We start from the raw sequence: 23739 nt of genomic DNA, 5'->3' as shown, positions 1-23739 counted from the left end.
GCGTCCGGATTCGGAACATGGCCAGGCGATCGTGCGGGTGGTGCTGATCTCGCTGATCCTGGTCTATGTTCTGTTGTCCGGCGCCCGCCTGCACCGGCTGGATCAATACCAGGGCGCGCTGGCAACGGCGATGACCGGGCTGGGCCTGTCGCTGCTGTTGTTCGGCTGGCTGCTGTGGAAGCCGCAGCGCTCGGACCTGCGGCGGGTGGCCGGGATGCTGGCCGATTACGGCCTGATCGCGATCGGCATGATCCAGATGGGTGAGCCGCTGGCGTGGGTGTATGCGGTGGTGATGTGGGTCACGGTGGGCAACGGCCTGCGCTTCGGGCCGCGTTACCTGACCGCTGCCATCGTGCTGGCGATGATCAGTTTCGGCACTACCGTGCTGTTGACTCCCTATTGGCAGGCCAACCTGGGGCTGGCCATTTCCCTGTGGTTGGGGTTACTGGCAGTACCGTTGTGCTGCTCCTCCCTGCTGCGCCGAAGGATGCGACATCCAACCATGGATACGATTCCCGCCGCTGGATCCGACAAGCGCTCGCTGTTGGCCCGCTTCAAGCAGCGCCTGTCCGGGCGCGAGGACAGTGAGCACGCGCAGAACCTGATCCGCATCATCATCACGGCACTGTTCATCAGCTATCTCGGCTGGCGCTCGCTGAGCGGCGGCGGTGAGGCGCTGACGGCGACGTGGCTGATCCTCGCCTTCGAGCTGACCATTTCCGCCGGCCTGCTGACCGCGATCCTGGTCAATCCGGGCGTGTCGCATGTGCGCCGGGTGATCGGCATGCTGACCGACTACACCTGCATGGCCTGGATCATGACCATCCAGGGCGAGCCGGCCGCACCGCTGTATGCGGTGATGCTGTGGGTGACGATCGGCAACGGCATGCGCTACGGCAGCACCTACCTGCGCGTGGCCACGGCCATGGGCTGCCTGGCCTTCCTGTGCACGGTGATGCTGTCGCCGTACTGGCGCGGCCACGATTATCTGGGCTGGGGCCTGTTGCTGGGCCTGGGTGCGATTCCGCTGTACTTCGATTCGCTGCTGCATGCCTTGACCCGGGCGGTGGCCGAGGCGCGGCAGGCCAACGAAGCCAAGAGCCGCTTCCTGGCCAACATGAGCCATGAGTTCCGCACGCCGTTGAACGGGCTGGCCGGCATGACCGAAGTGCTGGCCACCACCCGCCTGGACGACGAACAGCGCGAGTGCCTGAACACCATCCAGGCCTCGACCCGCAGCCTGCTGGCGCTGGTGGAAGAGGTGCTGGACATCTCCGCGATCGAAGCTGGCAAGGTGCGCGTGGAGTGGCACGAGTTCGCGCTGGCCGACGTGCTGCAGGCGATCAACCTGATCCTGACCCCGCAGACCCGCTCCAAATCGCTGGATTATCGCGTGCAGGTGGACGACAACGTGCCGCCGCGCCTGTTGGGGGATGCCGGGCATCTGCAGCAGATCCTGCTGAACCTGATGGGCAACGCGGTCAAGTTCACCGACAGTGGCTACGTGCATCTGCGCGTGTCCAGCCCCGATGCGCTGGGCAGCGAGCGGATGCGCCTGCGATTCGAGATCGTCGATACCGGCATCGGCGTGCCGGTGGCGTTGCGCGGACGCCTGTTCAATGCGTTCGAGCAGGGCGATGTCGGCCTGGCCCGTCGCCATGAAGGCACCGGTCTGGGCACCGCCATTGCCAAGGGCCTGGTCGAGTCGATGGGCGGGCAGGTCGGCTATGCGCCGAACAGCCCGCGCGGCAGCGTGTTCTGGGTCGAGATCACGCTGGACGTCGCAGACACCTCATCAGCCCCGGCGGTTCCGTCCGAGGTGGCTGAAGCCGGCAATGTCATCGCGTTTTCCAACCCCTTCCTGCGCCATCGTGCACGGGTGCGGAGCCTGCGGGTTCTGGTCGCCGACGACCACGAGGCCAATCGCATGGTGCTGCAGCGGCTGCTGGAGAAGGCCGGCCACAAGGTCACCTGCGTCAACGGCGGCGCCGAAGTGCTCGATGCGCTGGAGCAGGCCAGTTACGACGCAGCGATCGTCGACCTGCACATGCCCGGCATGAGCGGACTGGATCTGCTCAAGCAGTTGCGGGTGATGCAGGCCAGCGGCATGCCTTACGTTCCGGTCATGGTGCTGAGCGCAGACGTCACCCCCGAGTCCATCCTGCGTTGCGAGCAGGCCGGCGCCCGCGCCTTCCTTGCCAAGCCCGTGGTGGCCACCCGCCTGCTGGAAGTGCTGGCCGATGTCGCCGCCAACACCCGCGCCGAGCCCGGCATCCAGTCGGTGCCTGCATTGCCGGTCGGCGATGGCGTGCTCGATACCGCGGTCCTGGACGAGCTGGCGTCGCTGGGCATGGGCGATGGCTTCGAACGCAAGTTCATCGACCAGTGCCTGGCGGACGTCGACGCGAGCATGGGCCAGCTGCAGGGCTGCGGCGAGCGCCAGGCCTGGGAGGATTTCCGCGAGCACGCCCACGCGCTGCGCGGCGTGGCAAGCAACCTGGTCATGCAGCGGCACCATGGTGGCGATCTCGTTGACCTCACGCATCGCCGCCCAGGCGTGCGGGATGCGTCGGCTTTCCTTGATCACCTGTTCGACTGCGGCAACACCTTCGCCCACCGGCACCACGATGTCGACCAGGCCCATTTCCTTCAGCTGGCTGGCGGTGTAGAGGTTGCCTTCCAGCATGATCTTCTCCGCCAGCCGCGGACTGATCCGCTGGCACAGGAAGGAGTAGGCGCCCATGCCGGGGAACAGGTCGAACAGCACCTCCGGCAGGCCCATCAACACGCCTTCCTCGGCGACGATGGTGTGGCAGCTCAGTGCGGCCTCGAAGCCGCCCCCCAGTGCATTGCCCTGGACCAGGGCGATGCTGTGGGCACGGGTGCCCAGGCCGGCATGGAAGGCATGCACGCCGCGCACGCAGCGCTGGGCATAGTCGAGCAGGCGGGCGCGGTCGCCCTCGCGGATCAGGCGGCAGAACAGTTCGAGATCGCCGCCCAGGTTGAACACGTCGCTGTCCGAGGCAAGTACGACATGGGGTGACAGAGCGTGCGAGGCGCTGAGGCGATCGCCCAGTTCGCGCTGGTAGTCGACGATGTCATCGACCAGGCGCGAGGCGAAGCACGGCCGGCCTGGCTGGTTGACCAGGTTGGCGTGCATATGGATCCAGTAAACATCCCGCTCGGGTTCTTCGGTGATACGCAGGGTAGGGTGCTGCGAGGGACGGGTAATGATGGGGCGTACTGCAGACATGGGAGTTCTCCGTGTGACCGTCCGGCCAACCGCAGAGCGGACGGAGAGGAGTGAGGGGGCGAGCTGAACATGCGGCGGCGACTGATTCTATGCACCCGTCGTGAACCGCCCGCAAGCGCCGGGCCGGACATGTTCCGGCAATAAAAAGACCCCGCCGTCTCCGGCGGGGTCCCCTGTACTGTCGTGTTGCCCGGAAACCCTTACTGGGCGGGCGTATCACGCAGCTCGCGACGGAGAATCTTGCCGACGTTGGTCTTCGGCAGCTCCTTTCGGAATTCTACGATTCTGGGGTGCTTGTAACCGGTCAGGTTGGCCCGGGCATGTTCCTTGACCATTTCCGCGGTCAGGTTCGGGTCCTTCTTCACGATCACGACCTTCACGACCTCGCCGGACTTCTCGTCCGGGACACCGACCGCAGCCACTTCCAACACGCCGGGCATCATCGCGATCACGTCCTCGACCTCGTTCGGGTACACATTGAAGCCGGACACCAGAATCATGTCCTTCTTGCGGTCGACGATGTAGAAGAAGCCCTGTTCGTCCATCTTCGCCATGTCGCCGGTGTGCAGCCAGCCGTCGGCGTCGATGGCGGTGGCGGTTTCCTCCGGGCGCTGCCAGTAGCCCTTCATCACCTGCGGGCCCTTGATGCACAGCTCGCCCACTTCGCCCAGCGCCAGGATGTTGCCGTTGTCGTCCTTGATGCACGCATCGGTGGACGGGATCGGCAGGCCGATGGCGCCGTTGTACTCGGGCAGGGTGAGCGGGTTGATGCAGGCTGCCGGCGAGGTCTCGGTCAGGCCATAGGCTTCGACCAGGGTCACCCCGGTGACCTTCTTCCAGCGTTCGGCCACGGCACGTTGTACCGCCATGCCGCCGCCGAGGGTGAACTTGACCGAAGAAAAGTCGATCTCGTCGAAGCCGGGCGTGTTGAGCAGGCCGTTGAACAGCGTGTTGACGCCGGTGATGGCGGTGAAGCGGGTGCCCTTGAGCTCCTTGACGAAGCCCTTCATGTCGCGCGGGTTGGTGATCAGGTGGTTGCAGCCACCGAACTTCATGAAGACCAGGCCGTTCGCGGTCAACGCGAAGATGTGGTACAGCGGCAGGGCAGTGATGATCACTTCCTTGCCCGGCTCGATGCCCGAGGTGGACAGCCACGCCGACGCCTGCTGCATGTTGGCGATCAGGTTGCGGTTGGTCAGCATCGCGCCCTTGGCCACGCCGGTGGTACCGCCGGTGTACTGCAGGAAAGCGATGTCGTCGTGGTCGATCTCGACCTTCGGAAGCGCGTGGCGGCTGCCCAGCTTGAGCGCCTGCCTGAAGCGGACGGCGCCCTTGATGTGGTAGTTGGGCACCATCTTCTTGACGTACTTCAGCACGAAGTTGACGATCGCGCCCTTGGCGCCGAGCAGGTCGCCCAGGCCGGTGGTGACCACGTGCTTGACCGGCGTATCGGCGATGACCTGTTCGACGGTGTCGCCGAAGTTGTCGACCACCACCAGCGCACTGACGCCCGCGTCGACCAGCTGGTGCTTGAGTTCGCGCGCGGTGTACAGCGGGTTGACGTTGACCACGGTCAGTCCGGCGCGCAGCACGCCGAAGGTGGCCACCGGGTACTGCAGGCAGTTGGGCATCATCAGGGCGACGCGGTCACCCTTCTTGAGCTTGAGCTCACCCAGCAGGTAGGCGGCGAACTGGGTGACCAGCGCATCGGTCTCACCGTAGGTGAGCACTTTGCCGAAGCTGGAGTAGGCCGGACGGTCGCGGAATTTCGCGACGGAAGCGTCGAAGACCGAAGCTACCGAATGGAACTCGTTGACGTCGATTTCGGCGGGAACGCCTTTCGGATAGCTTTGCAGCCAGGGACGATCCAGACTCATATTCCCCCTCCAGGAATCGTGATGTATTAGGTTCCGGCCCTGAGCGTAGCGACAATGGCCGTTCATTGCAGCATACCCCGCCGTAGGGAAAACGCGAAGAGGCCCCGAAGGGCCTCTTTGCTTGGTCGTGCCGGCCGCTGGCCGGCGTCTGCGCTCGATCGGGATTCCGGTGGATGCCGGCCAGCGGCCGGCACGACCGTGTCGCCAGGCGGGGCGCTTGCGTCAGTCCTGCTTGCGCACCGGTGCACCGTTGGCCTTGTAGTACGGCGCGGTGCTGCGGGCCAGCGGGGTGCGGCCGCGGATCACGTCGGCCAGCTTCTCGGCCATCATGATGGTCGGCGCGTTGAGGTTGCCGGTCACCACCTGCGGCATGATCGAGGCATCGACGATGCGCAGGCCTTCCAGCCCGTGCACGCGGCCCTGGCCGTCGACCACCGCCATCGGGTCATCGGCGTGGCCCATCTTGTTCGAGCACGACGGGTGGTAGGCGGTCTCGGCATGTTCGCGGACGAACGCATCGATCTGCGCATCGGTCTGCAGCGCGCTGCCCGGGGAAATCTCGCGGCCGCTGTACGGTGCCAGCGCCGGCTGCGCGAAGATCTCGCGGGTGATGCGGATCGCCGCGCGGAACTCGCGCCAGTCCTGCTCATGCGACATGTAGTTGAAGAGGATGCTCGGATGTTCGCGCGGATCCTTCGAACGCACGTGGATGCGGCCGCGGCTGGGCGAGCGCATCGAACCGACGTGCATCTGGAAGCTGTGCGCCTTGATCGGGTTGGAGCCGTTGTAATTGATCGCCACCGGCAGGAAGTGGTACTGCAGGTTCGGCCAGTCGAATTCGGCGTCGCTGCGGATGAAGCCGCCGGCCTCGAACTGGTTGCTGGCGCCGATGCCGGTGCCCAGGAACAGCCACTCGGCGCCGATGGCCGGCTGGTTGTACAGCTTCAGTGCCGGTGCCAGCGAGACCGGCTTCTTGCACTCGTACTGCAGGTACATCTCCAGGTGGTCCTGCAGGTTGGCGCCGACGCCCGGCAGGTGGTGCACCAGGTCGATGTCCAGGCTGCGCAGCAGGTCGGCCGGGCCGACGCCCGAACGCTGCAGGATCTGCGGCGAGGCGATGGCGCCGCCACACAGCAGCACTTCGCGGCGCGCGGTGGCACGCTGCGGCTGGTCGTTGTGCAGCCACTGCACGCCCACCGCACGCTTGCCCGAGAACAGGATGCGGTCGGTAAGCGCGTGGGTGACGATGGTCAGGTTCGGGCGCGGCTTGGCCAGGTCCAGGTAACCACGGGCGGTGCTGGAGCGACGGCCCTTCGGGGTCACCGTGCGGTCCATCGGGCCGAAGCCTTCCTGCTGGTAGCCGTTGAGGTCGTCGGTGCGCGGGTAGCCGGCCTGCACGCCGGCTTCGACCATCGCAGCGAACAGCTCGTTGTTGCCGGCCTTCGGCGTGGTCACCCGCAGCGGGCCGTCGCCACCGTGGTAGTCATTGGGGCCGATGTCGCGGGTTTCCGCCTTGCGGAAGTACGGCAGGCAGTCCAGGTAGGTCCAGTCTTCCAGGCCCGGCATGCTCGCCCAGTTGTCGTAATCCATCGCGTTGCCGCGGATGTAGCACATGCCGTTGATCAGCGACGAGCCGCCCAGGCCCTTGCCGCGGCCGCAGTCCATGCGGCGGTTGTTCATGAAGGGCTCGGGATCGGTCTTGTACGCCCAGTTGTAGCGCTTGCCCTGCAGCGGGAAGGCCAGTGCCGCCGGCATCTGGGTACGGAAGTCGAGCCGGTAGTCCGGGCCACCGGCTTCCAGCAGCAGCACGCTGACATCGGCATCTTCGGTGAGGCGGGTAGCCAGCACGTTGCCGGCCGAACCGGCGCCGATGATGATGTAGTCGTACTCGTTGTGGGTGCTCATGGGTGTCTCCTGCAGGCCGGGGCGCGCTGCATGCAGGCGTCCCGGCGGAATGTCGGATCGGCGCGGTGGCCGGACGAGGGTGCGCGCTCGGGGCGCGCCGGTCAGAACACGCTGGCGTAGTCGCCCAGTTCCACCTGCACCGACTTGATGCGGGTGTAGTGGCCGAGGGTGGAGATGCCGTTCTCGCGGCCGACGCCGGATTCCTTGTAGCCACCGACCGGCATTTCGGCCGGCGACTCACCCCACGTATTGATCCAGCAGATGCCGGCTTCCAGGCGGTGGATGATGCGGTGGGCGCGGCTGATGTCCTTGCTGACCACGCCGGCGGCCAGACCGAAGGTGGTGTCGTTGGCGCGACGCACCACTTCGTCTTCGTCGTCGTAGGCGAGGATGCTCATCACCGGCCCGAAGATCTCTTCCTTGACGATGGTCATGTCATCGCGGCAGTCGGAGAACACGGTCGGCAGAACGTAGGCGCCATTGGCCAGCGCGCCTTCGGTGGCACGGCCACCGCCGGTCAGCAGGCGGGCGCCTTCGGCCTTGCCGCTTTCGATGTAGCGCAGCACGTTTTCCATGTGCGGGAAGCTGGTCAGCGGGCCGAAGTTGGTCTCAGCGGCCATCGGGTCGCCGATGCGGATGCGCTTGACGCGCTCGACAACGGCGGCCTCGAATGCGGCGAGCATGCTGCGCGGCACGAACACGCGGGTGCCGTTGGTGCAGACCTGGCCGGAGCTGAAGAAGTTGGCCATCACCGCGATGTCGGCGGCGCGGTCCAGGTCGGCGTCATCGCAGATCACCAGCGGCGACTTGCCGCCCAGCTCCATGGTCACTTCCTTCAGCGAGGAGGACGCGGCGCTGGCCATGACCTTCTTGCCGGTGGCGACGCCGCCGGTGAAGGAAATCTTCTCGATCACCGGGTGCTCGGTCAGCCACTGGCCGATCTCGCGGCCCGGGCCCTGCACGACGTTGAACACGCCGGCCGGCACGCCGGCTTCGGTGTAGATCTCGGCCAGCCGGATCGCGGTCAGCGGGGTCACTTCCGAAGGCTTGAACACCATCGCGTTGCCGGCGGCCAGCGCCGGGGCCGACTTCCACATGGCGATCTGGATCGGGTAGTTCCAGGCGCCGATGCCGGCGACCACGCCCAGCGGCTCGCGACGGGTGTAGAAGAAGCTCGATTCGCGCAGCGGCAGCTGGATGCCCTCGATGGCGGTGGCCAGGCCAGCGTAGTACTCGACCACGTCGGCGCCGGTGACGATGTCCACGGTGGTGGTTTCGGCCAGCGCCTTGCCGGTGTCCAGGGTTTCCAGGTGGGCCAGTTCGTCGTTGCGCTCACGCAGGATCTCGACGGCGCGGCGCAGGATGCGCGAGCGCTCCATCGCGGTCATCGCGGCCCACACCTTCTGGCCTTCGGACGCGCTCTGCACGGCACGCTCGACGTCGGCCTGGCTGGCAACCTGCACTTCGGCGATCACCTCACCGGTGGCCGGGTTGACGGTCTTGAAGGTCTTGCCGCTGGTGGCATCGACGCGCTGGCCGTGGATGTAGAGCTGTTGGACGGGCAGGGTGGTCATGGGGCGTACTCCTTGGAAGGGGGCGGGTGCTGAAGCGCTTATAGCGCGACAGCCTGCAACTGGAAGTCGATGTAGCCGTAAGCGATGCGCCGGGACTTCTCGGCGTTGAACTGGCCGCCGACCAGGCTGCCGCGCAGCCACAGGCCATCGATCATCGCGGCCAGCCCGCGGGCGGCCAGGCGGGCCTGCGGGTGGGGCAGCAGGCGGTTGAACTGGTGGCACAGGTTGGAGAACAGGCGCTGGTCGTTGGCGCGCTGCAGCCGGGCCAGTTCCGGCTGGTGCATGCTCGCGGCCCAGAAGGTGAGCCAGACGCGCATCGCGGTGCCGTTGATCTGGCTGTCGTCGAAGTTGCCGTCGACGATGGCGCGCAGCTGCTCGCGCGGGTCGTCGCTGGCGTCGGCGCGGTAGCGGGCGACCGCGTCCTTCAGCTCGCGCAGGATCTGCCGCATTGCAGCATTGAGCAGGCCGTCCTTGTCGCCGAAGTAGTGGGCGACGATGCCGCTGGACAGCCCTGCCTTCTTCGCGATGGTGGCGACGGTCGCATCGGCCATGCCGATCTCGTCGATGGTCTGGAAAGTGGCCCGGATCAGCTGTTCGCGCCGTACCGGTTCCACGCCTTTCTTCGGCATTGTCTCTCCACGGATTGCGACCCGAAGGATCGGGCTGCCCGCCATTATGCTTTTTATTGATTGAACGTTCAATCAATAAACCCTAGGATGCGCTCGCGCCCCACGCCATGGGCCCGGTTTACCGGTCCGGCCCCGCCCATGTGCTCCCTCGGACTTGATGAGACGACCCCATGTCTTCCCTGGCTCATCCCAAGCGTTCGCCCCTGCGCTTGAACCGTTTTGTCTTCTTCAGCTCCTCGGTGTCGATCGGCATCCTCGGGCTGCTCACCGTTCTCTATCCCGAAGGCAGCGAGCACTGGCTGCAATGGGCGCAGGCCGAGGTGTCGGCCGCGTTCGGCTGGTGGTACATGCTGCTGATCGTGCTGTGCCTGGGCTTCGTGCTGTGGCTGGCGTTCTCGCCGTATGGCCGCATCCGCCTGGGTCACAACGAGGAATCGCCGGCCTTCGGCTACGTCGCCTGGGTCTCGATGCTGTTCTCGGCCGGCATCGGCATCGCGCTGCTGTACTACGGCGCCTACGAGCCGCTGGACCACTTCCTGCATCCGCCCGGGCAACCCGGCGGCACCGTGGCCGCCGGCCGCGAGGCGATGGTGCTGACCTTCCTGCACTGGGGCCTGCACGGCTGGGCGCTGTATGCGCTGGTCGGCGTGGCACTGGGCTATTTCGCCTACCGCCGTGACCTGCCGCTGGCGCTGCGCTCGGCGCTGTACCCGATCTTCGGTGAGCGCATCCATGGCCGCATCGGCGACATGGTCGATGGCTTCGGCATCCTCGCCACGCTGATCTCGATGGTCACCAACCTCGGCATCGGCGCGCTGGTGGTGCAGTCCGGCCTGGTCTACCTGTTCCACATCCCGGATACGCCGCAGGTGCTGGTGGCGATCGTGCTGGTGATGATGGTGGTGGCCACCATCGGCGTGGTCGCCGGTGTGGAGAAGGGCATTGCCTGGTTGTCCAACCTCAACGTGCGCCTGCTGTGCGGCCTGCTGCTGTTCGTGCTGGTCACCGGCCCGACCCTGCACCTGTTCGATGGCCTGATCCAGAACACCGGCGATTACCTCGGTGCGTTCGTGCGCAAGAGTTTCGACATGTACCTCAACGACCCGAAGGGCCGTGAGTGGATGGGCTCGTGGACGCTGTTCTACTGGGCCTGGTGGATCGCCTGGGCGCCGTTCGTCGGCCTTTTCGTGGCACGCATCTCGCGCGGCCGCACCATCCGCGAAGTGATCATGGGCGTGCTGCTGATCCCGCTCGGCTTTACCCTGGCGTGGCTGTCGATCTTCGGCAACACCGCCATCGACCTGGTGCTCAACCATGGCCAGGCGATCCTGGGTGACGTGGCCCAGCACGATGCGGCGATGACGCTGTTCAAGCTGCTGGAATACCTGCCCGCCGCGCCGTACGTGGCCGGTGCCGCGGTGGTGATCGGCTTCGTGCTGTTCCTGACCCCGGTCGATTCGGGCACGCTGATGATCGCCAACCTGTGTACCCGTCGCGTTGACGATGGGGTGGAAGACGGTCATGACGCGCCGATCTGGCTGCGCGTGTTCTGGGCCGTCGGCATCACCGTGGCCAGCGTCGGGCTGCTGCTGGCCGGCAATTTCAGCGCAATGCAGACGGCGGTGGTGCTGTGCGGCCTGCCGTTCTCGTTCACCCTGGCGTTCTACATGTGGGGCCTGCTGAAGGCGCTGCGCACCGACCCGGACGCGCCGCGCCGGTGATCGCGCACCTGGCGCCCATCGCGGTGCCGCCGGAGTTGCGGTAGAGCCAGGGCATGCCTGGCTGCAGAGAAACAGGAAGGGCCGGATCCGCGAGGATCCGGCCCTTTTGTTGGGTAGTCGACTAGCCGTCGACTCTACCGAGAGCGGAACGTTACTTGCTGGCCAACTGGCGCAGCACGTACTGCAGCAGGCCACCATGACGGAAGTACTCGACTTCCTTCGGGGTCAGCAGCATCACCGACACCTCGAAGGTCTTCTTCGTGCCATCGGCCTTGGTCGCGGTGACCGTGGCGCGCTTGCTGGCGCCATCCTGCAGGCCGGTGATGTCGATCACTTCCGAGCCGTCCAGGCCCAGGCTCTGCGCGTTCTCGCCGTTGCGGAACTGCAGCGGCAGCACGCCCATGCCGACCAGGTTGGAGCGGTGGATGCGCTCGAAGCTTTCGGCGATGACCGCCTTCACCCCCAGCAGCAGGGTGCCCTTGGCAGCCCAGTCACGCGACGAGCCGGTACCGTATTCCTTGCCGGCCAGCACCACCAGAGGCACCTTGTCGGCCTTGTACTTCATGGCCGCATCGTAGATCGCCAGCTTTTCCGGCTGGCCGCCACCGGCCGGGTAGTACAGGGTGTTGCCGCCTTCCTCGCCACCGAACATCAGGTTCTTGATGCGGATGTTGGCGAAGGTGCCGCGGACCATCACGTCATCGTTGCCGCGGCGGCTGCCGTAGCTGTTGAAGTCGGCCGGCTGCACGCCGCGCTCCTGCAGGAAGCGGCCTGCCGGCGAGTCCTTCTTGATGTTGCCGGCCGGGGAGATGTGGTCGGTGGTGATCGAATCGCCGAACAGGCCCATCACGCGCGCGCCGTGCACGTCGTCGATGCTGCCGGTCTGCATGGTCATGCCATCGAAGTACGGCGGGTTCTTGATGTACGTGGAAGCGTCGCTCCACTCGTACAGGTTGCCGTCCGGCGAGGCGATGGTATTCCAGCGGGTGTCACCCTTGAACACATCCGCGTAGTTCTGCTTGAACATCTCCGGGCCGATGGTGGCGGCGATGACGTCACCGATTTCCTTGTTGCTCGGCCAGATGTCGCGCAGGAACACCGGCTGGCCATCGCTGCCGGTTCCCAGCGGCTGGGTGGTCAGGTCGATGTCGGTGGTGCCGGCGATGGCGTAGGCCACCACCAGCGGCGGGCTGGCCAGGTAGTTCATCTTCACTTCGGGGTGCACGCGGCCCTCGAAGTTGCGATTGCCCGACAGCACCGAGGTGACCACCAGGTCGCCGGTGGCGATGCCGGCGCTGACTTCGGTCGGCAGCGGGCCGGAGTTGCCGATGCAGGTGGTGCAGCCGTAGCCGACCACGTAGAAGCCGATCTTTTCCAGCTCCTTCAGTACGCCGGCCTTTTCCAGGTAATCGGTGACCACCCGCGAGCCCGGCCCGAGCGAGGTCTTCACCCACGGCTGGCGGTTCAGGCCCTTGGCGGCCGCATTGCGGGCCAGCAGGCCGGCGCCGATCATCACCGCCGGGTTGGAGGTGTTGGTGCACGAAGTGATGGCAGCGATGACCACCGCGCCGTCCTTCAGGCGGACCTTGCGGCCTTCGATCTCGATGTCGGCGAAGCCCTTGGCCAGCTGCTCGTTGCCGACCGCGGCGCCGCCGCCTTCGTTGACGAACGAGGAGACGTCGTCGCTGCGCTTGTCACGGTTGGCGGTCATGCCGACCAGGGCTTCACGGTAGTTCTTCTGCACGTCTTCCAGCAGCACGCGGTCCTGCGGGCGCTTCGGGCCGGCCAGCGACGGCTTCACCGTGCCCATGTCCAGTTCCAGCGTGGTGCTGTACTGGGCGTGCGGGCTGCCCGGCTCGTGCCACAGGCCCTGCGCCTTGGCGTAGGCCTCGACCAGGTTGATCTGCTCTTCGCTGCGGCCGGACAGGCGCAGGTAGTTCAGCGACTCGGCGTCGATCGGGAAGATGCCACAGGTGGCGCCGTATTCCGGGGCCATGTTGCCGATGGTGGCGCGGTCGGCCAGCGGCAGGTGCTGCAGGCCGTCACCGTAGAACTCGACGAACTTGCCGACCACGCCCAGCTTGCGCAGCATCTGGGTGACGCTCAGCACCAGGTCGGTGGCGGTGGCACCCTCGGGCAGCTTGCCGGTCAGCTTGAAGCCGACCACCTGCGGGATCAGCATCGACGATGGCTGGCCGAGCATGGCGGCCTCCGCTTCGATGCCGCCCACGCCCCAGCCCAGCACGCCGATGCCGTTGATCATGGTGGTGTGGCTATCGGTGCCGAACACGGTATCGGGGTAGGCCACGGCCTTGCCATCCTTGTCCGCGGTCATCACCACGCGGGCCAGGTTTTCCAGGTTCACCTGGTGGACGATGCCGGTGTTCGGCGGCACCACCTTGAAGTTGTCGAAGGCCTTCTGGCCCCAGCGCAGGAAGCCGTAGCGTTCCTGGTTGCGCTGGAATTCGATCTTGCCGTTGAGGTCCAGTGCGTCCGGCTTGCCGAACACATCGACCTGCACCGAGTGGTCGATGACCAGTTCGGAGGGAATCTGCGGGTTGATCTGCTCCGGCGAGCCGCCGAGCTTGACCACCGCATCGCGCATCGCGGCCAGGTCGACCACGCAGGGCACGCCGGTGAAGTCCTGCAGGACCACGCGCGCCGGCATGAAGGCGATCTCGGTGTCCGGTTCTGCCGCCGGATTCCAGCGGGCCACGGCTTCGATGTGGTCCGTGCCGACGGTGATGCCGCCGTCCTCGTGCCGGAGCAGGTTCTCCAGCAGGATCTTCATCGAGTAGGGCAGGTGGGAGATATCGAAGCGCTGGCCCAGCGTGGGCAGGCTGAAGTAGTCGTAGGTCTTGCCGCCGACGTTCAGCTGGCTGCGGGTGGAGAACGAATCGCTCATGCGGGGTAACTCCTTCTTGCGGATGGCTTGCTCTGGCCCGTGCGTGCAAGGGCCTGCTTGCGGTCGCCGGTGGCATTCCGGCCCCGGATCCTGCCCAGTATCGGCGATCCAGCGCCCGGCAATGACCCGGCTGGCTTGGAACGCAAGGTTACAGCGGTGTGTGTAGCCTTCGTGTCAGCGCGTGCGGTCGTCGCCCGCTGGCCCGAACGCAGACGGGACGCCCATGGGCGTCCCGTCCGGAAGTGCGTGTCGAGCAGGACTTACTTGCCGTTGGCGGCATCCAGCAGCGGATTGCCGGTCTTGCCAACAGCGTTGCTCTTGGACTTGGCCGTCAGCACACCCTGCTTGTTGAATTCCAGGACCGTCGCTTCCTGGATGTTCTTGCCGAAGGTCTTGATCTTCACGTAGTCGTAGTACCAGACCTGGGTGTCGCCCAGCTGTTCGCGGCGGCCGGGTGCGCCGAACTTCTCACGGACCTGGTCCTGGCTGGTCTTGCCGACTTCCAGGGTGTCCATCTGCTGTTGGGTGATCTCGACGCCGGTGGTGTAGGCGCCGAACGGATTGGCGTGGGCTGCCGTCGTCGAAAGGGCCAGCGGGGCAGCCAGCATCAGGGCAAGGGTCAAGGCGCGCATGGAACATCCTTTTATGGCGGGTAGGTGCGGGCGGCACGCGGTGCGTCCAGCCCGGGGCCGCAGCAGGTCGCTGCGGAGCCAGTCTAACCCCCGGATGCGACCAGCGCAGGATCGCGGTCACGGATTGGCCGGGTTTGTTCCATACACTGCGAGTATGTATAATTCATGCATACTTTTTGAGGCGTACCCCCATGGAAGCCACCGTTGCTGAACGCGGACAGATCACCCTGCCCAAGGCGGTGCGTGATGCCCTCGGCCTGACCAAGGGCACGCTGCTGAAGGTCGAGCTGGACGGCAGCCGCATCATCCTGCGCAAGAGTGTTGACGATGCCATTTCACGGGCGCGCGGCAAGTTCGCGCTGGACGGCTTCGAATCGTCCGACGCGGCGGTGCGCGCGGTGCGTGACGAGGAGTAAGCGGTGATGATCGCCGTCGATTCACCAGTTCTGGTCGAGCTGCTCAGCAATGGTCCGCAGGCCGATGCGGTGGAAGCCATCCTGCGGCAGAGCCTGGTCGGCGGCCGCGTGGTGGTCTGTGGCGCAACGTTGGCCGAAGTCTGCGCATCGCTGCGCGGCGGTGCCGAAGTGCTCGAAGCGCTGGAAGAGATGGGCGTGCATTTCAACCCGATGGAAGCCAAGTCGGCACTGCGCGCCGGCGAGATGCACCGCCGTCATCGCCAGCGCGGCGGCAGCCGCCGCAGCCTGGACGAATTCATGGTCGGCGCCCACGCACTGCTGCAGTGCGACGGCCTGATCACCTGGAACGACACGTTTTACCGCGACTACTTCAAGGGCCTGAAGCTGATCGTGCCGCAAGCCTGAGCCCACTTTGTTATTTCAACCTACGCATTACCCGGGAGTTGTCATGTTGGAAGCCTACCGCCACCACGTCGCCGAGCGCGCTGCGCTTGGCATCCCGCCGCTGCCGCTGAGCGCGCAGCAGACGGCCGATGTCATCGAACTGCTGAAGAACCCGCCGCAGGGCGAGGCCGAGTTCCTGCTCGACCTGCTGACCCACCGCGTGCCGGCCGGCGTCGATGACGCAGCCAAGGTCAAGGCCTCGTACCTGGCCGCGATCGCGCTGGGCAGCGAGCAGAACCCGCTGATCAGCCGCGAGCGCGCCACCGAACTGCTGGGCACCATGCTCGGCGGTTACAACGTTGCGCCGCTGGTGCAGCTGCTTGACGACACCAGCGTCGGCACCATTGCCGCCAATGGCCTGAAGAAGACCCTGCTGGTGTTCGACGCGTTCCACGACGTGCAGGAAAAGGCCAAGGCCGGCAACGCCAACGCCCAGGCCGTGCTGCAGAGCTGGGCCGATGCCGAGTGGTTCACCAGCAACCCGGAAGTGCCGCAGAGCCTGACCGTCACCGTGTTCAAGGTGCCTGGCGAGACCAACACCGACGACCTGTCGCCGGCACCGGATGCGACCACCCGCCCGGACATCCCGATGCACGCCCTGGCGATGCTGAAGAACAAGCGCGACGACGCGCCGTTCACCCCGGAAGAAGACGGCAAGCGCGGCCCGATCCAGCAGATCCTCGACCTGAAGGACAAGGGCCACCTGGTTGCCTATGTCGGCGACGTGGTCGGTACCGGCTCCTCGCGCAAATCGGCTACCAACAGCGTGCTGTGGTGGACCGGTGATGACATTCCGTTCATCCCGAACAAGCGCGCCGGTGGCGTCTGCCTGGGTTCGAAGATCGCCCCGATCTTCTACAACACCATGGAAGATGCCGGCGCACTGCCGATCGAGCTGGACGTGTCGAAGATGGAGCACGGCGATGTGGTCGAGCTGCGTCCGTACGAAGGCAAGGCGCTGAAGAACGGTGAAGTGATCGCCGAGTTCCAGGTCAAGTCCGAAGTGCTGTTCGACGAAGTGCGTGCCGGTGGCCGCATTCCGCTGATCATCGGCCGTGGCCTGACCGGCAAGGCGCGCGAAGCGCTGGGCCTGGCCCCGACCAACCTGTTCCGCCTGCCGGTGCAGCCGGCCGACACCGGCAAGGGCTTCTCGCTGGCACAGAAGATGGTCGGCCGCGCTTGTGGCCTGCCGGAAGGCCAGGGCATGCGCCCGGGCACCTACTGCGAACCGAAGATGACCTCGGTCGGCTCGCAGGACACCACCGGCCCGATGACCCGTGACGAGCTGAAGGACCTGGCCTGCCTGGGCTTCTCGGCCGATCTGGTGATGCAGTCGTTCTGCCACACCGCCGCCTACCCGAAGCCGGTGGACGTGAAGACCCACCACACCCTGCCGGAGTTCATCTCCACCCGTGGCGGCGTTTCGCTGCGCCCGGGCGACGGCGTGATCCACAGCTGGCTCAACCGCATGCTGCTGCCGGACACCGTGGGTACCGGTGGTGACTCGCACACCCGCTTCCCGGTGGGCATTTCGTTCCCGGCCGGTTCGGGCCTGGTCGCCTTCGCTGCGGCCACCGGCGTGATGCCGCTGGACATGCCGGAGTCGGTGCTGGTGCGCTTCAAGGGCAAGATGCAGCCGGGCGTGACCCTGCGTGACCTGGTCAACGCGATTCCGCTGTACGCGATCAAGTCGGGCCTGCTGACCGTGGCCAAGGCGGGCAAGAAGAACATCTTCTCCGGCCGCATCCTGGAAATCGAAGGCCTGCCGGAGCTGAAGGTCGAACAGGCGTTCGAACTGTCCGACGCCTCGGCCGAGCGTTCGGCGGCCGGTTGCTCGGTGCGCCTGAACAAGGAACCGATCATCGAGTACCTGACCAGCAACATCACGCTGCTGAAGTGGATGATTGCCGAGGGCTACCAGGATCCGCGTTCGCTGCAGCGTCGCATCGAGAAGATGGAGGCGTGGCTGGCCAACCCGCAGCTGCTGGAGCCGGATGCCGACGCCGAGTACGCCGCCGTCATCGAGATCGACCTGGCCGACATCCACGAGCCGATCGTGGCCTGCCCGAACGATCCGGACGACGTGAAGACCCTGTCCGAAGTCGCTGGCGCCAAGATCGACGAAGTGTTCATCGGTTCGTGCATGACCAACATCGGTCACTTCCGTGCCGCTGCCAAGCTGCTGGAAGGCAAGCGTGACCTGCCGACCCGCCTGTGGGTGGCCCCGCCGACCAAGATGGATGCTTCGGAGCTGACCAAGGAAGGCGTGTACGGCACCTTCGGCGCCACCGGTGCCCGCATGGAAATGCCGGGCTGCTCGCTGTGCATGGGCAACCAGGCGCAGATCCGCGAAGGCTCCACCGCGATGTCGACCTCGACCCGCAACTTCCCGAACCGCCTGGGCCGCAACACCAACGTGTACCTGGGTTCGGCCGAACTGGCCGCGATCTGCTCGCGTCTGGGCCGCATCCCGACCAAGGAGGAGTACATGGCGGACATCGGCGTGATCAACGCCAATGGTGCGGAGATCTACCGCTACATGAACTTCGACCAGATCGAGGAATACCAGGACGTGGCCAACACGGTCGCTGCCTGACGCGGTAGTGCCGGCCGCTGGCCGGCACGCCGTTGAAACGAAGAACCCCCGGTGAGAACCGGGGGTTCTTCGTTTGTGGGCGTACCCAGGTTCAGGCCTGGGTAACGGCCGCCGCTTCCTCGGTCACGGTCGGCGTTTCCGCCGGAAGCTCGGCTTCCACCGCGGGCTGCGGCAGAACGCCATGGTCGGGGAACAGGCGGGGCAGCTCAGCCACGAAACGCGCGATGCAGGCCTCGGCGAACTCACGCGACGCCGCCTTGGCCTTCGCATAGTCGTCTGCCTGCCATTCCTGCAGCGGGGCAACCCGTGCTTCGTCCCGGCAGTGCACGCCCTGGCCGCCACTGGCGCTGCGGAACAGCTTGCGCACCACCGGGAAGCCGATGGTTACATCGTGGCGCAGCTCGTAGGGGGTCTCTGCATCGCTGAGCTTCTGGTACACCAGCGACCACTGGCCGGCACTGGCTTCCACGGTGCGCTCGTCGCTGGGAATGGCGCCGGGGTGGGCCGCGAAATAGAGTGCCAGCTGCTCGCGGATCATGCCGGGCAATGCGCCGAAGGCCGGGCTGGGCACAGAGTGGATGTCCTCGCCACGGACGTTGTTCTTGCTGAAGCTGTTGCTGGTGCCGATGTCACCCACGCCAGTGACGAACGCCAGAGCAGACAGGCCGACCTTGGCCGCGGTGACGGCAGCGGTGTCGGCACGCATCACCAGGCGCAGCACGTGATCGCCCACGCGATTGCCGTTGGGGCCTGCACCCAGTCCGGAAGTGACCTTGACGTGCTGCAGGCTGCTGTAGTCGAGAGGAGCTGCCACGGCGGCTGTGACATTCCCGATGGCCGGATCGGCCGCGGTGGGGGCGTGCGCCGCGTCTGGCGCGGTCGCCGCATCCGTTGCTGGATCGAGCGTTGATCCGCTGGTGACCGCGGAATCCACGGCAGGCGTGGGTGTGGGTGCTTCGTCGTTGGCGTAGGCCGACGGCGCCAGCAGCAGGGTGGCCGCGATCGCGGCGGTGAGGCAGGTTGGGCGTAATGCCACGGTAGTACTCCTTGGGGAAACGAAAATGAGGCGCTGTGCGCGCTCTGGTGGTTGATGCCCGGCGAAGGCCGAAGGCAGGGGAGCGATTGCTCAGCGCGGCGCGAACTCCCTGATCGGGAACGCATTGCAATGGGCGATCGCAGCGGCGATGTCGATCGGAGCATCGGCGGCGGCGCTGCGGCGCCTGTTCACCGTGGCCGCCTCTTCCCACAGGCTGGGCAATACCTGTGGTGCGTCCAGTACGCGTTCGCGCACGGCATCGTGAAGGGCGCTGCTGTAATCGGTAGCCGGTACCACCACGCACAGGCGTGTGCCGGGATTGCTGCTGGCCTGCTGCAGCATCTTCCGCAGTGCCTCGGTGCTGCCCGCGTCGTCGGTCAACCGTTCCGGTGCGCTGCCCTGGCGGGCATCCTGGATCTGCAGCTGGCCTGGGCTGAACAGCAGGACCTGCATGTCCTGCCGCGGGTCAACGCGCACCGGCGCACGCGTGCCCTCACAGATGCTGGGGGTCTTGCGCGCAACCTGTGGCGTCGTGCTGCCATCGGCGTGTACCTGGCGCAGATGCAGGCGGCACATCTTGTCGGCCACTTCCATTTCCACTTCGTAGTCCTGCCCGGGCCTGGCCACGAACTGACCCGACAACTGCCCGTCGCAGTACATGCGGCTTGATGCGTCGAAGCGCGCTTCGACGATCAGCGGCTTGCCGCCGGCGACTTCGTACTCCTGGTAGCTGAGCATGGAGAACCGCTCGTTCTCCTTGCTGCGCAGGGTTTCCGTGGCGGGGATGCCGAGCACGCCCTTGTCACCGGCGTTGTTGTACTTGACGTCGATCCTGTCACGGTAATCCTCGCGGCAGGCGGCGTCGGTGTACAGGGTGGTGGTCCGCCCCAGGCTGGCATAGATGCGCACCCGTGCCGGCGGCACGGCACCGCCTGCGTAGGCCGTGAGATCTTCAGCAGCAAGCGGGCGAGGGTACATCGCCGGTATTCGCTTGATGAGCTGCTCGGTGCACTTCATCGTGATCACCTGGGCGGCAATCTTGAGCCTGGCGTAGTCATTGGCCTGCCACTCGCCCAGGGTCGCCCGGTCGTCGCTGTCACTGCATCTGATGATTTCAGCCAGGGTGCCATCGGCACGGCGTTGCTCGATGGTGCTGACGTGGTTGAGGCGGTAAAGGGGATCCTTCCGTGTGTTGCCCTGGTGCACCAGCGCCCAGGTGTCTGCACTGAAACGCAGGGTGCTGCTCTGGTTGGGCAGCGCGTCGGGCGCATAGCTGAAGTAGCCACCCACCAGCGCCCTGGCTACGTTGGGCATCAGCGTGATGGCGGGGCTCGCCTGGCTCTCGACGATGCTGCCGGGCAGGGTGTTGCGCCGGAAGTAGTCCGGCTCATTGCCGCTGAAAAGCAGTGCGAGGCCCTTTGGCGTGAGCGACTCGCTGTCATCGGGGGTGACGATGCGCAACGCCACGTCGGGTGCGTGGAGGCGCTTCGATGCGGTATCCGGACCACTCTGGATGTGGACGCGATCGGTCCAGGCGGTGCCCTTCGCGACGGGGGCGGGGGGAAGGCCCGGGGTGGCCTGCGGCGGTGCTGGCACGCCGGCAGCGGTGGCTGCCAGCGGAGCCAGCAGAGCGGCCGCCAGCAGTGACGGTTGGTAAGGGAAGAGACGCAGGGCCACGGTCAAACTCCTTGGAAAACACGACAGCCGTGCCGGCCCTTCCGGGGCCGGCATCTGAAAGGGGGAATCAGGCGGTGCGATGCCGCGGACGATCAGCCGCGGGCGAGCGCCAAGAGTCGTTCGGCGATCCGTTCCAATGGCACCTGTTCTTCGGCCGCTCCCAGTTTGAAGGCAGCGCCGGGCATGCCCCAGACTACGCTGGTGGCTTCATCCTGGACCAGCGTCGGCGCGCCGGCCTGGCGCATTTCCAGCAGGCCGCGCGCGCCATCGTCGCCCATGCCGGTGAGGATGGCGCCGATGGCGTTGCCGCCCGCGCTCTGCGCGACCGAACGGAACAGCACGTCCACCGCGGGCTTGTGACGGTTCACCGCAGGGCCATCGTCGACGCGGCAGCGCCAGCGCGCACCGTCGCGGATGATCCGCAGGTGCTTGCCACCCGGTGGCAGGTAGGCATGGCCAGGCAGCACTGCCTCGCCGTCGCTGGCCTCACGCACGGCCATCGCGGAGTGCCGGTCCAGGCGCTCGGCGAAGGCGCTGCTGAAGCTGGCAGGCAGGTGCTGGGTCATCACCACGGCAGGCGCATCGGCCGGCATGCCTTCCAGCACCACGCGCAGCGCCTCGGTGCCGCCGGCCGAAGAACCAATCGCGATCAGGCGGTCGGTGGTGCGGAACTGCGGTGCAGCCGGGCGCATTGCAGGAGCTGCTTCCAGCAGGAGTTTCGGAGCGGCAGCACGCACCAGCGGGCGCACCCGCGAGCGCGCCGCCATCTTCACCTTGGCGATGATCTCGTCGGCGTAGCCCTGCAGGCCGCGTGCGACGTCCAGCTTGGGCTTGGAGACGAAGTCCACGGCACCCAGTGCCAGTGCCTGCAGCGTGGTATCGGCGCCGCGCTCGGTCAACGAGGAAATCATCACCACAGGCAGTGGATGCAGCCGCATCAGGTTTTCCAGGAAGGCGAGGCCGTCCATGCGTGGCATTTCCACGTCCAGCGTGATCACGTCCGGGGCCAGGCGCTTGATCTTCTCGCGTGCCAGCAGCGGGTCGGCAGCGGTGCCGACCACGTCGATGGCCGGATCGCTGGACAGGATTTCCGTGAGCATCTGGCGCACGACGGCGGAGTCGTCGACGATCAGGACCCGGCAGGGGGCGTTGCCGGTCAGGGTCATTCGAACAACTCCACGCCACCGGTGACCGGGGCCTTGGACAGGCGCGCACGCACTGCCGATTCGGTGGCAGCCACTTCGGCTTCGTGGGCATGCGGCAGGCGCTGCACCACCACGCGGCCGGTGTCGGCGAAGAACCAGATCTTGCGCGGATGGATGCCGCACAGGTCCTCGGCGATGATCGGAATATGCTCGGCCTGCAGGTACTGGCGCACGAACTCGGCGTTACGGGTACCGACCGGATTGCTGGTGAAGCCCTTCAGTACGTTGGCGCCGCCGAACACCTTGGCCTCGATGCGCTTGCGGTGCGCGCCGCGCTTGAGCATGTCGTTGATCAGCAGTTCCATCGCATAGCTGCCGTAACGCGCGGGCGCGCCGTCGCCGGCGTTGCCCTCGGGCAGCAGAAAGTGGTTCATGCCGCCGATCTTCAGCACCGGGTCGCGCAGGCAGGCGGCCACGCACGAACCCAGGGTGGTGGTCAGCGCGGTGGTGTCATCGACCACCAGGTACTGGGTGGGCAGCAGCTTGGCGGCAAGGGTCTGGAAGCGTGCATCCTGGTAGCGCATCACGTCGTCGGTACGCAGTGAGGCGTTCATGCGCCGGCCTTTGCCGCGCGGCGGTACAGGGTGCGCCCGCAGGGCTGGATCAGGTCGGCGGCGTGCAGGTAGTTCTCCGAGTGTCCGGTGTAGAGCAGGCCATCGTCGGCCAGGTGTTGCACCAGGCGGCCGAGGATGGCGCGCTGGGTCGGCTTGTCGAAGTAGATCATCACATTGCGGCAGAACAGCGCGTCGAACGGGCCGCCGACGTCGTAGCGCGGGGCGAGCAGGTTCAGTGGACGGAACTCGATCAGCTCGCGCAGCGCCGGCAGCACGCGGCACTGCCCCTCGTTGGGACCGCTGCCACGCTGGAAGTAGCGGCGGCGCAGGTCCGGGTCGAGATTGGCGACACGGTCGATGTTGTAGACGCCGCGGCCGGCGGTGGCCAGTACCTGGGTATCGACGTCGGTAGCGATGATGCGCACCGGCGGCTTCAGCGTACCGAAGGCCTCGCAGGCGGTGATCGCCATCGAATAGGGTTCCTCACCGGTGGACGCCGCGCACGACCACAGCAGCAGCGGCGAACGGCTGGAACGCTGCTGCAGTTCTTCGCGCAGCTTGTCGAAGTGGTGCGGCTCGCGGAAGAACGAGGTCAGGTTGGTGGTCAGTGCGTTGGTGAACGCCTGCCACTCGTCACCGTCTTCCTGCTCAAGATGGTCCAGGTACTGCTGGAAGCTGCGCATGCCCAGCGTGCGCAGGCGGCGCGACAGGCGGCCATAGACCATGTCGCGCTTGGCCGGTGCGAGGGCGATGCCCACGCGCTGGTAGATCAGGTCGCAGACGCGGCGGAAATCACGGTCGGCGAACTCGAATTCGCGCGGGCCGGTGACGATGGGGGTAGGACTTTGCACGGGGGACGTGTCCATCGGCAGAGGCGGCGGCCGAAGCCGCCGCGGGTGGGTCTCAGAATTCCTGCCAGTCACTGTCGCTGGCGGCGAAGGTGCTGCCGTTGCTGCTGCGACGTACCGGCGCGGGCGTGCTGGTAGGCTGCGGACGTGCCACGGTGGTGATGCGCGCCGGTTCGACGCGTTCGGCGACAGCCTTCACTGCGGCGGAGACCTGGTTGTCGAGGCGGAAGATCGCCACGGCGTCGGCCAGCTGCGCGGCCTGGTCTTCCATCGCACGTGCGGCGGCGGTGGCTTCTTCCACCAGCGCGGCGTTCTGCTGGGTGGTCTCGTCCATCTGCACCACGGTCTGGTTGACCTGCTCGATGCCGGCCGACTGTTCCTGCGAGGCGGCGGAGATCTCGGCCATGATGTCGGTCACGCGCTGCACCGAGGCGACGATCTCGCCCATGGTGCTGCCGGCCTGGTGG

16 protein-coding genes and 2 pseudogenes are annotated in these 23739 nt (G+C 66.3%); 5 read left to right on the top strand and 13 right to left on the bottom strand.

Annotated features, from left to right (window positions below):
* Positions 1–502: 502 nt before the first annotated feature.
* Positions 503–2533, top strand: a pseudogene (locus AC5P8Y_RS19830) (response regulator); the annotation flags it as partial.
* Here AC5P8Y_RS19830 and AC5P8Y_RS19825 read toward each other — a convergent pair.
* From AC5P8Y_RS19825 to betI, 5 genes and pseudogenes are all read right to left on the bottom strand, one after another.
* Positions 2495–3253 (bottom strand): annotated as a pseudogene (locus tag AC5P8Y_RS19825) (crotonase/enoyl-CoA hydratase family protein); the annotation flags it as partial. The pseudogenes AC5P8Y_RS19830 and AC5P8Y_RS19825 sit on opposite strands and share 39 nt — an antisense overlap.
* Positions 3254–3453: 200 nt before the next feature.
* Complete coding sequence (locus AC5P8Y_RS19820; protein ID WP_012480081.1) at positions 3454–5130, bottom strand: long-chain fatty acid--CoA ligase; 1677 nt, start codon at positions 5128–5130, stop codon at positions 3454–3456.
* Between the two features lie 222 nt (positions 5131–5352).
* The gene (gene betA / locus AC5P8Y_RS19815) at positions 5353–7035 is read right to left on the bottom strand and encodes a choline dehydrogenase (protein WP_005409499.1); all 1683 of its coding nucleotides are present in this window, start codon (positions 7033–7035) and stop codon (positions 5353–5355) included.
* Between the two features lie 101 nt (positions 7036–7136).
* Positions 7137–8609, bottom strand: a complete 1473-nt coding sequence (gene betB, locus AC5P8Y_RS19810) for a betaine-aldehyde dehydrogenase (protein ID WP_005409500.1) — start codon at positions 8607–8609, stop codon at positions 7137–7139.
* Positions 8610–8647: 38 nt separating this feature from the next.
* Positions 8648–9238, bottom strand: a complete 591-nt coding sequence (betI, locus tag AC5P8Y_RS19805) for a transcriptional regulator BetI (protein ID WP_005409501.1) — start codon at positions 9236–9238, stop codon at positions 8648–8650.
* Positions 9239–9408: 170 nt separating this feature from the next.
* Between betI and AC5P8Y_RS19800 the strand changes: the two genes are divergently transcribed.
* Positions 9409–10959: a BCCT family transporter gene (locus AC5P8Y_RS19800; protein WP_005409502.1), complete on the top strand. Its 1551-nt coding sequence runs from the start codon at positions 9409–9411 to the stop codon at positions 10957–10959.
* 151 nt (positions 10960–11110) lie between these two features.
* On the opposite strand, the gene acnA is transcribed toward AC5P8Y_RS19800, so the two are convergent.
* Positions 11111–13864 (bottom strand): aconitate hydratase AcnA, encoded by a 2754-nt coding sequence (gene acnA / locus AC5P8Y_RS19795; protein ID WP_049402306.1) that lies wholly within the window; start codon positions 13862–13864, stop codon positions 11111–11113.
* A 260-nt stretch (positions 13865–14124) separates the two neighbouring features.
* Positions 14125–14496: an outer membrane protein assembly factor BamE domain-containing protein gene (gene bamE, locus AC5P8Y_RS19790; protein ID WP_005409504.1), complete on the bottom strand. Its 372-nt coding sequence runs from the start codon at positions 14494–14496 to the stop codon at positions 14125–14127.
* A 191-nt stretch (positions 14497–14687) separates the two neighbouring features.
* On the opposite strand from bamE, the gene AC5P8Y_RS19785 reads away from it, so the two are divergent.
* Genes AC5P8Y_RS19785 through acnB form a run of 3 tightly spaced genes read left to right on the top strand, consistent with a single transcriptional unit; the run spans position 14688 to position 17952 of the window.
* Positions 14688–14912, top strand: coding sequence for an AbrB/MazE/SpoVT family DNA-binding domain-containing protein (locus AC5P8Y_RS19785; protein WP_005409505.1), 225 nt, complete (start codon positions 14688–14690; stop codon positions 14910–14912).
* A gap of 6 nt (positions 14913–14918) precedes the next feature.
* Positions 14919–15317 carry a type II toxin-antitoxin system VapC family toxin gene (locus tag AC5P8Y_RS19780; RefSeq protein ID WP_005409506.1) on the top strand — a complete coding sequence of 133 codons (399 nt, stop codon included), beginning with the start codon at positions 14919–14921 and terminating at the stop codon, positions 15315–15317.
* A 43-nt stretch (positions 15318–15360) separates the two neighbouring features.
* Positions 15361–17952: a bifunctional aconitate hydratase 2/2-methylisocitrate dehydratase gene (acnB, locus tag AC5P8Y_RS19775; RefSeq protein WP_005409507.1), complete on the top strand. Its 2592-nt coding sequence runs from the start codon at positions 15361–15363 to the stop codon at positions 17950–17952.
* 91 nt (positions 17953–18043) lie between these two features.
* Here acnB and AC5P8Y_RS19770 read toward each other — a convergent pair whose 3' ends face one another.
* The 6 genes from AC5P8Y_RS19770 to AC5P8Y_RS19745 form a co-directional block, all read right to left on the bottom strand.
* Positions 18044–18988, bottom strand: coding sequence for a hypothetical protein (locus tag AC5P8Y_RS19770; protein ID WP_111172439.1), 945 nt, complete (start codon positions 18986–18988; stop codon positions 18044–18046).
* A gap of 90 nt (positions 18989–19078) precedes the next feature.
* The gene (locus AC5P8Y_RS19765) at positions 19079–20665 is read right to left on the bottom strand and encodes a hypothetical protein (protein ID WP_495202137.1); all 1587 of its coding nucleotides are present in this window, start codon (positions 20663–20665) and stop codon (positions 19079–19081) included.
* Between the two features lie 92 nt (positions 20666–20757).
* Positions 20758–21831 (bottom strand): protein-glutamate methylesterase/protein-glutamine glutaminase, encoded by a 1074-nt coding sequence (locus AC5P8Y_RS19760; protein WP_005409510.1) that lies wholly within the window; start codon positions 21829–21831, stop codon positions 20758–20760.
* Entirely contained in the window at positions 21828–22424 is a 597-nt protein-coding gene (cheD, locus tag AC5P8Y_RS19755) for a chemoreceptor glutamine deamidase CheD (RefSeq protein ID WP_005409511.1), read from the bottom strand. The genes AC5P8Y_RS19760 and cheD overlap by 4 nt, the downstream gene beginning before the upstream one ends.
* Positions 22421–23290 carry a CheR family methyltransferase gene (locus AC5P8Y_RS19750; protein ID WP_049402309.1) on the bottom strand — a complete coding sequence of 290 codons (870 nt, stop codon included), beginning with the start codon at positions 23288–23290 and terminating at the stop codon, positions 22421–22423. Before AC5P8Y_RS19750 ends, cheD begins: the two co-directional genes overlap by 4 nt.
* 37 nt (positions 23291–23327) lie before the next feature.
* Positions 23328–23739 (bottom strand): methyl-accepting chemotaxis protein (locus AC5P8Y_RS19745; protein ID WP_473822725.1); only part of this gene is annotated, 412 nt, incomplete at its 5' end.

Source organism: Stenotrophomonas sp. YJH_SMC_12-1 (assembly GCF_059370935.1).
The sequence above is the reverse complement of the archived record's forward strand: the minus strand, read 5'-3'. Positions and strand labels throughout refer to the sequence as shown.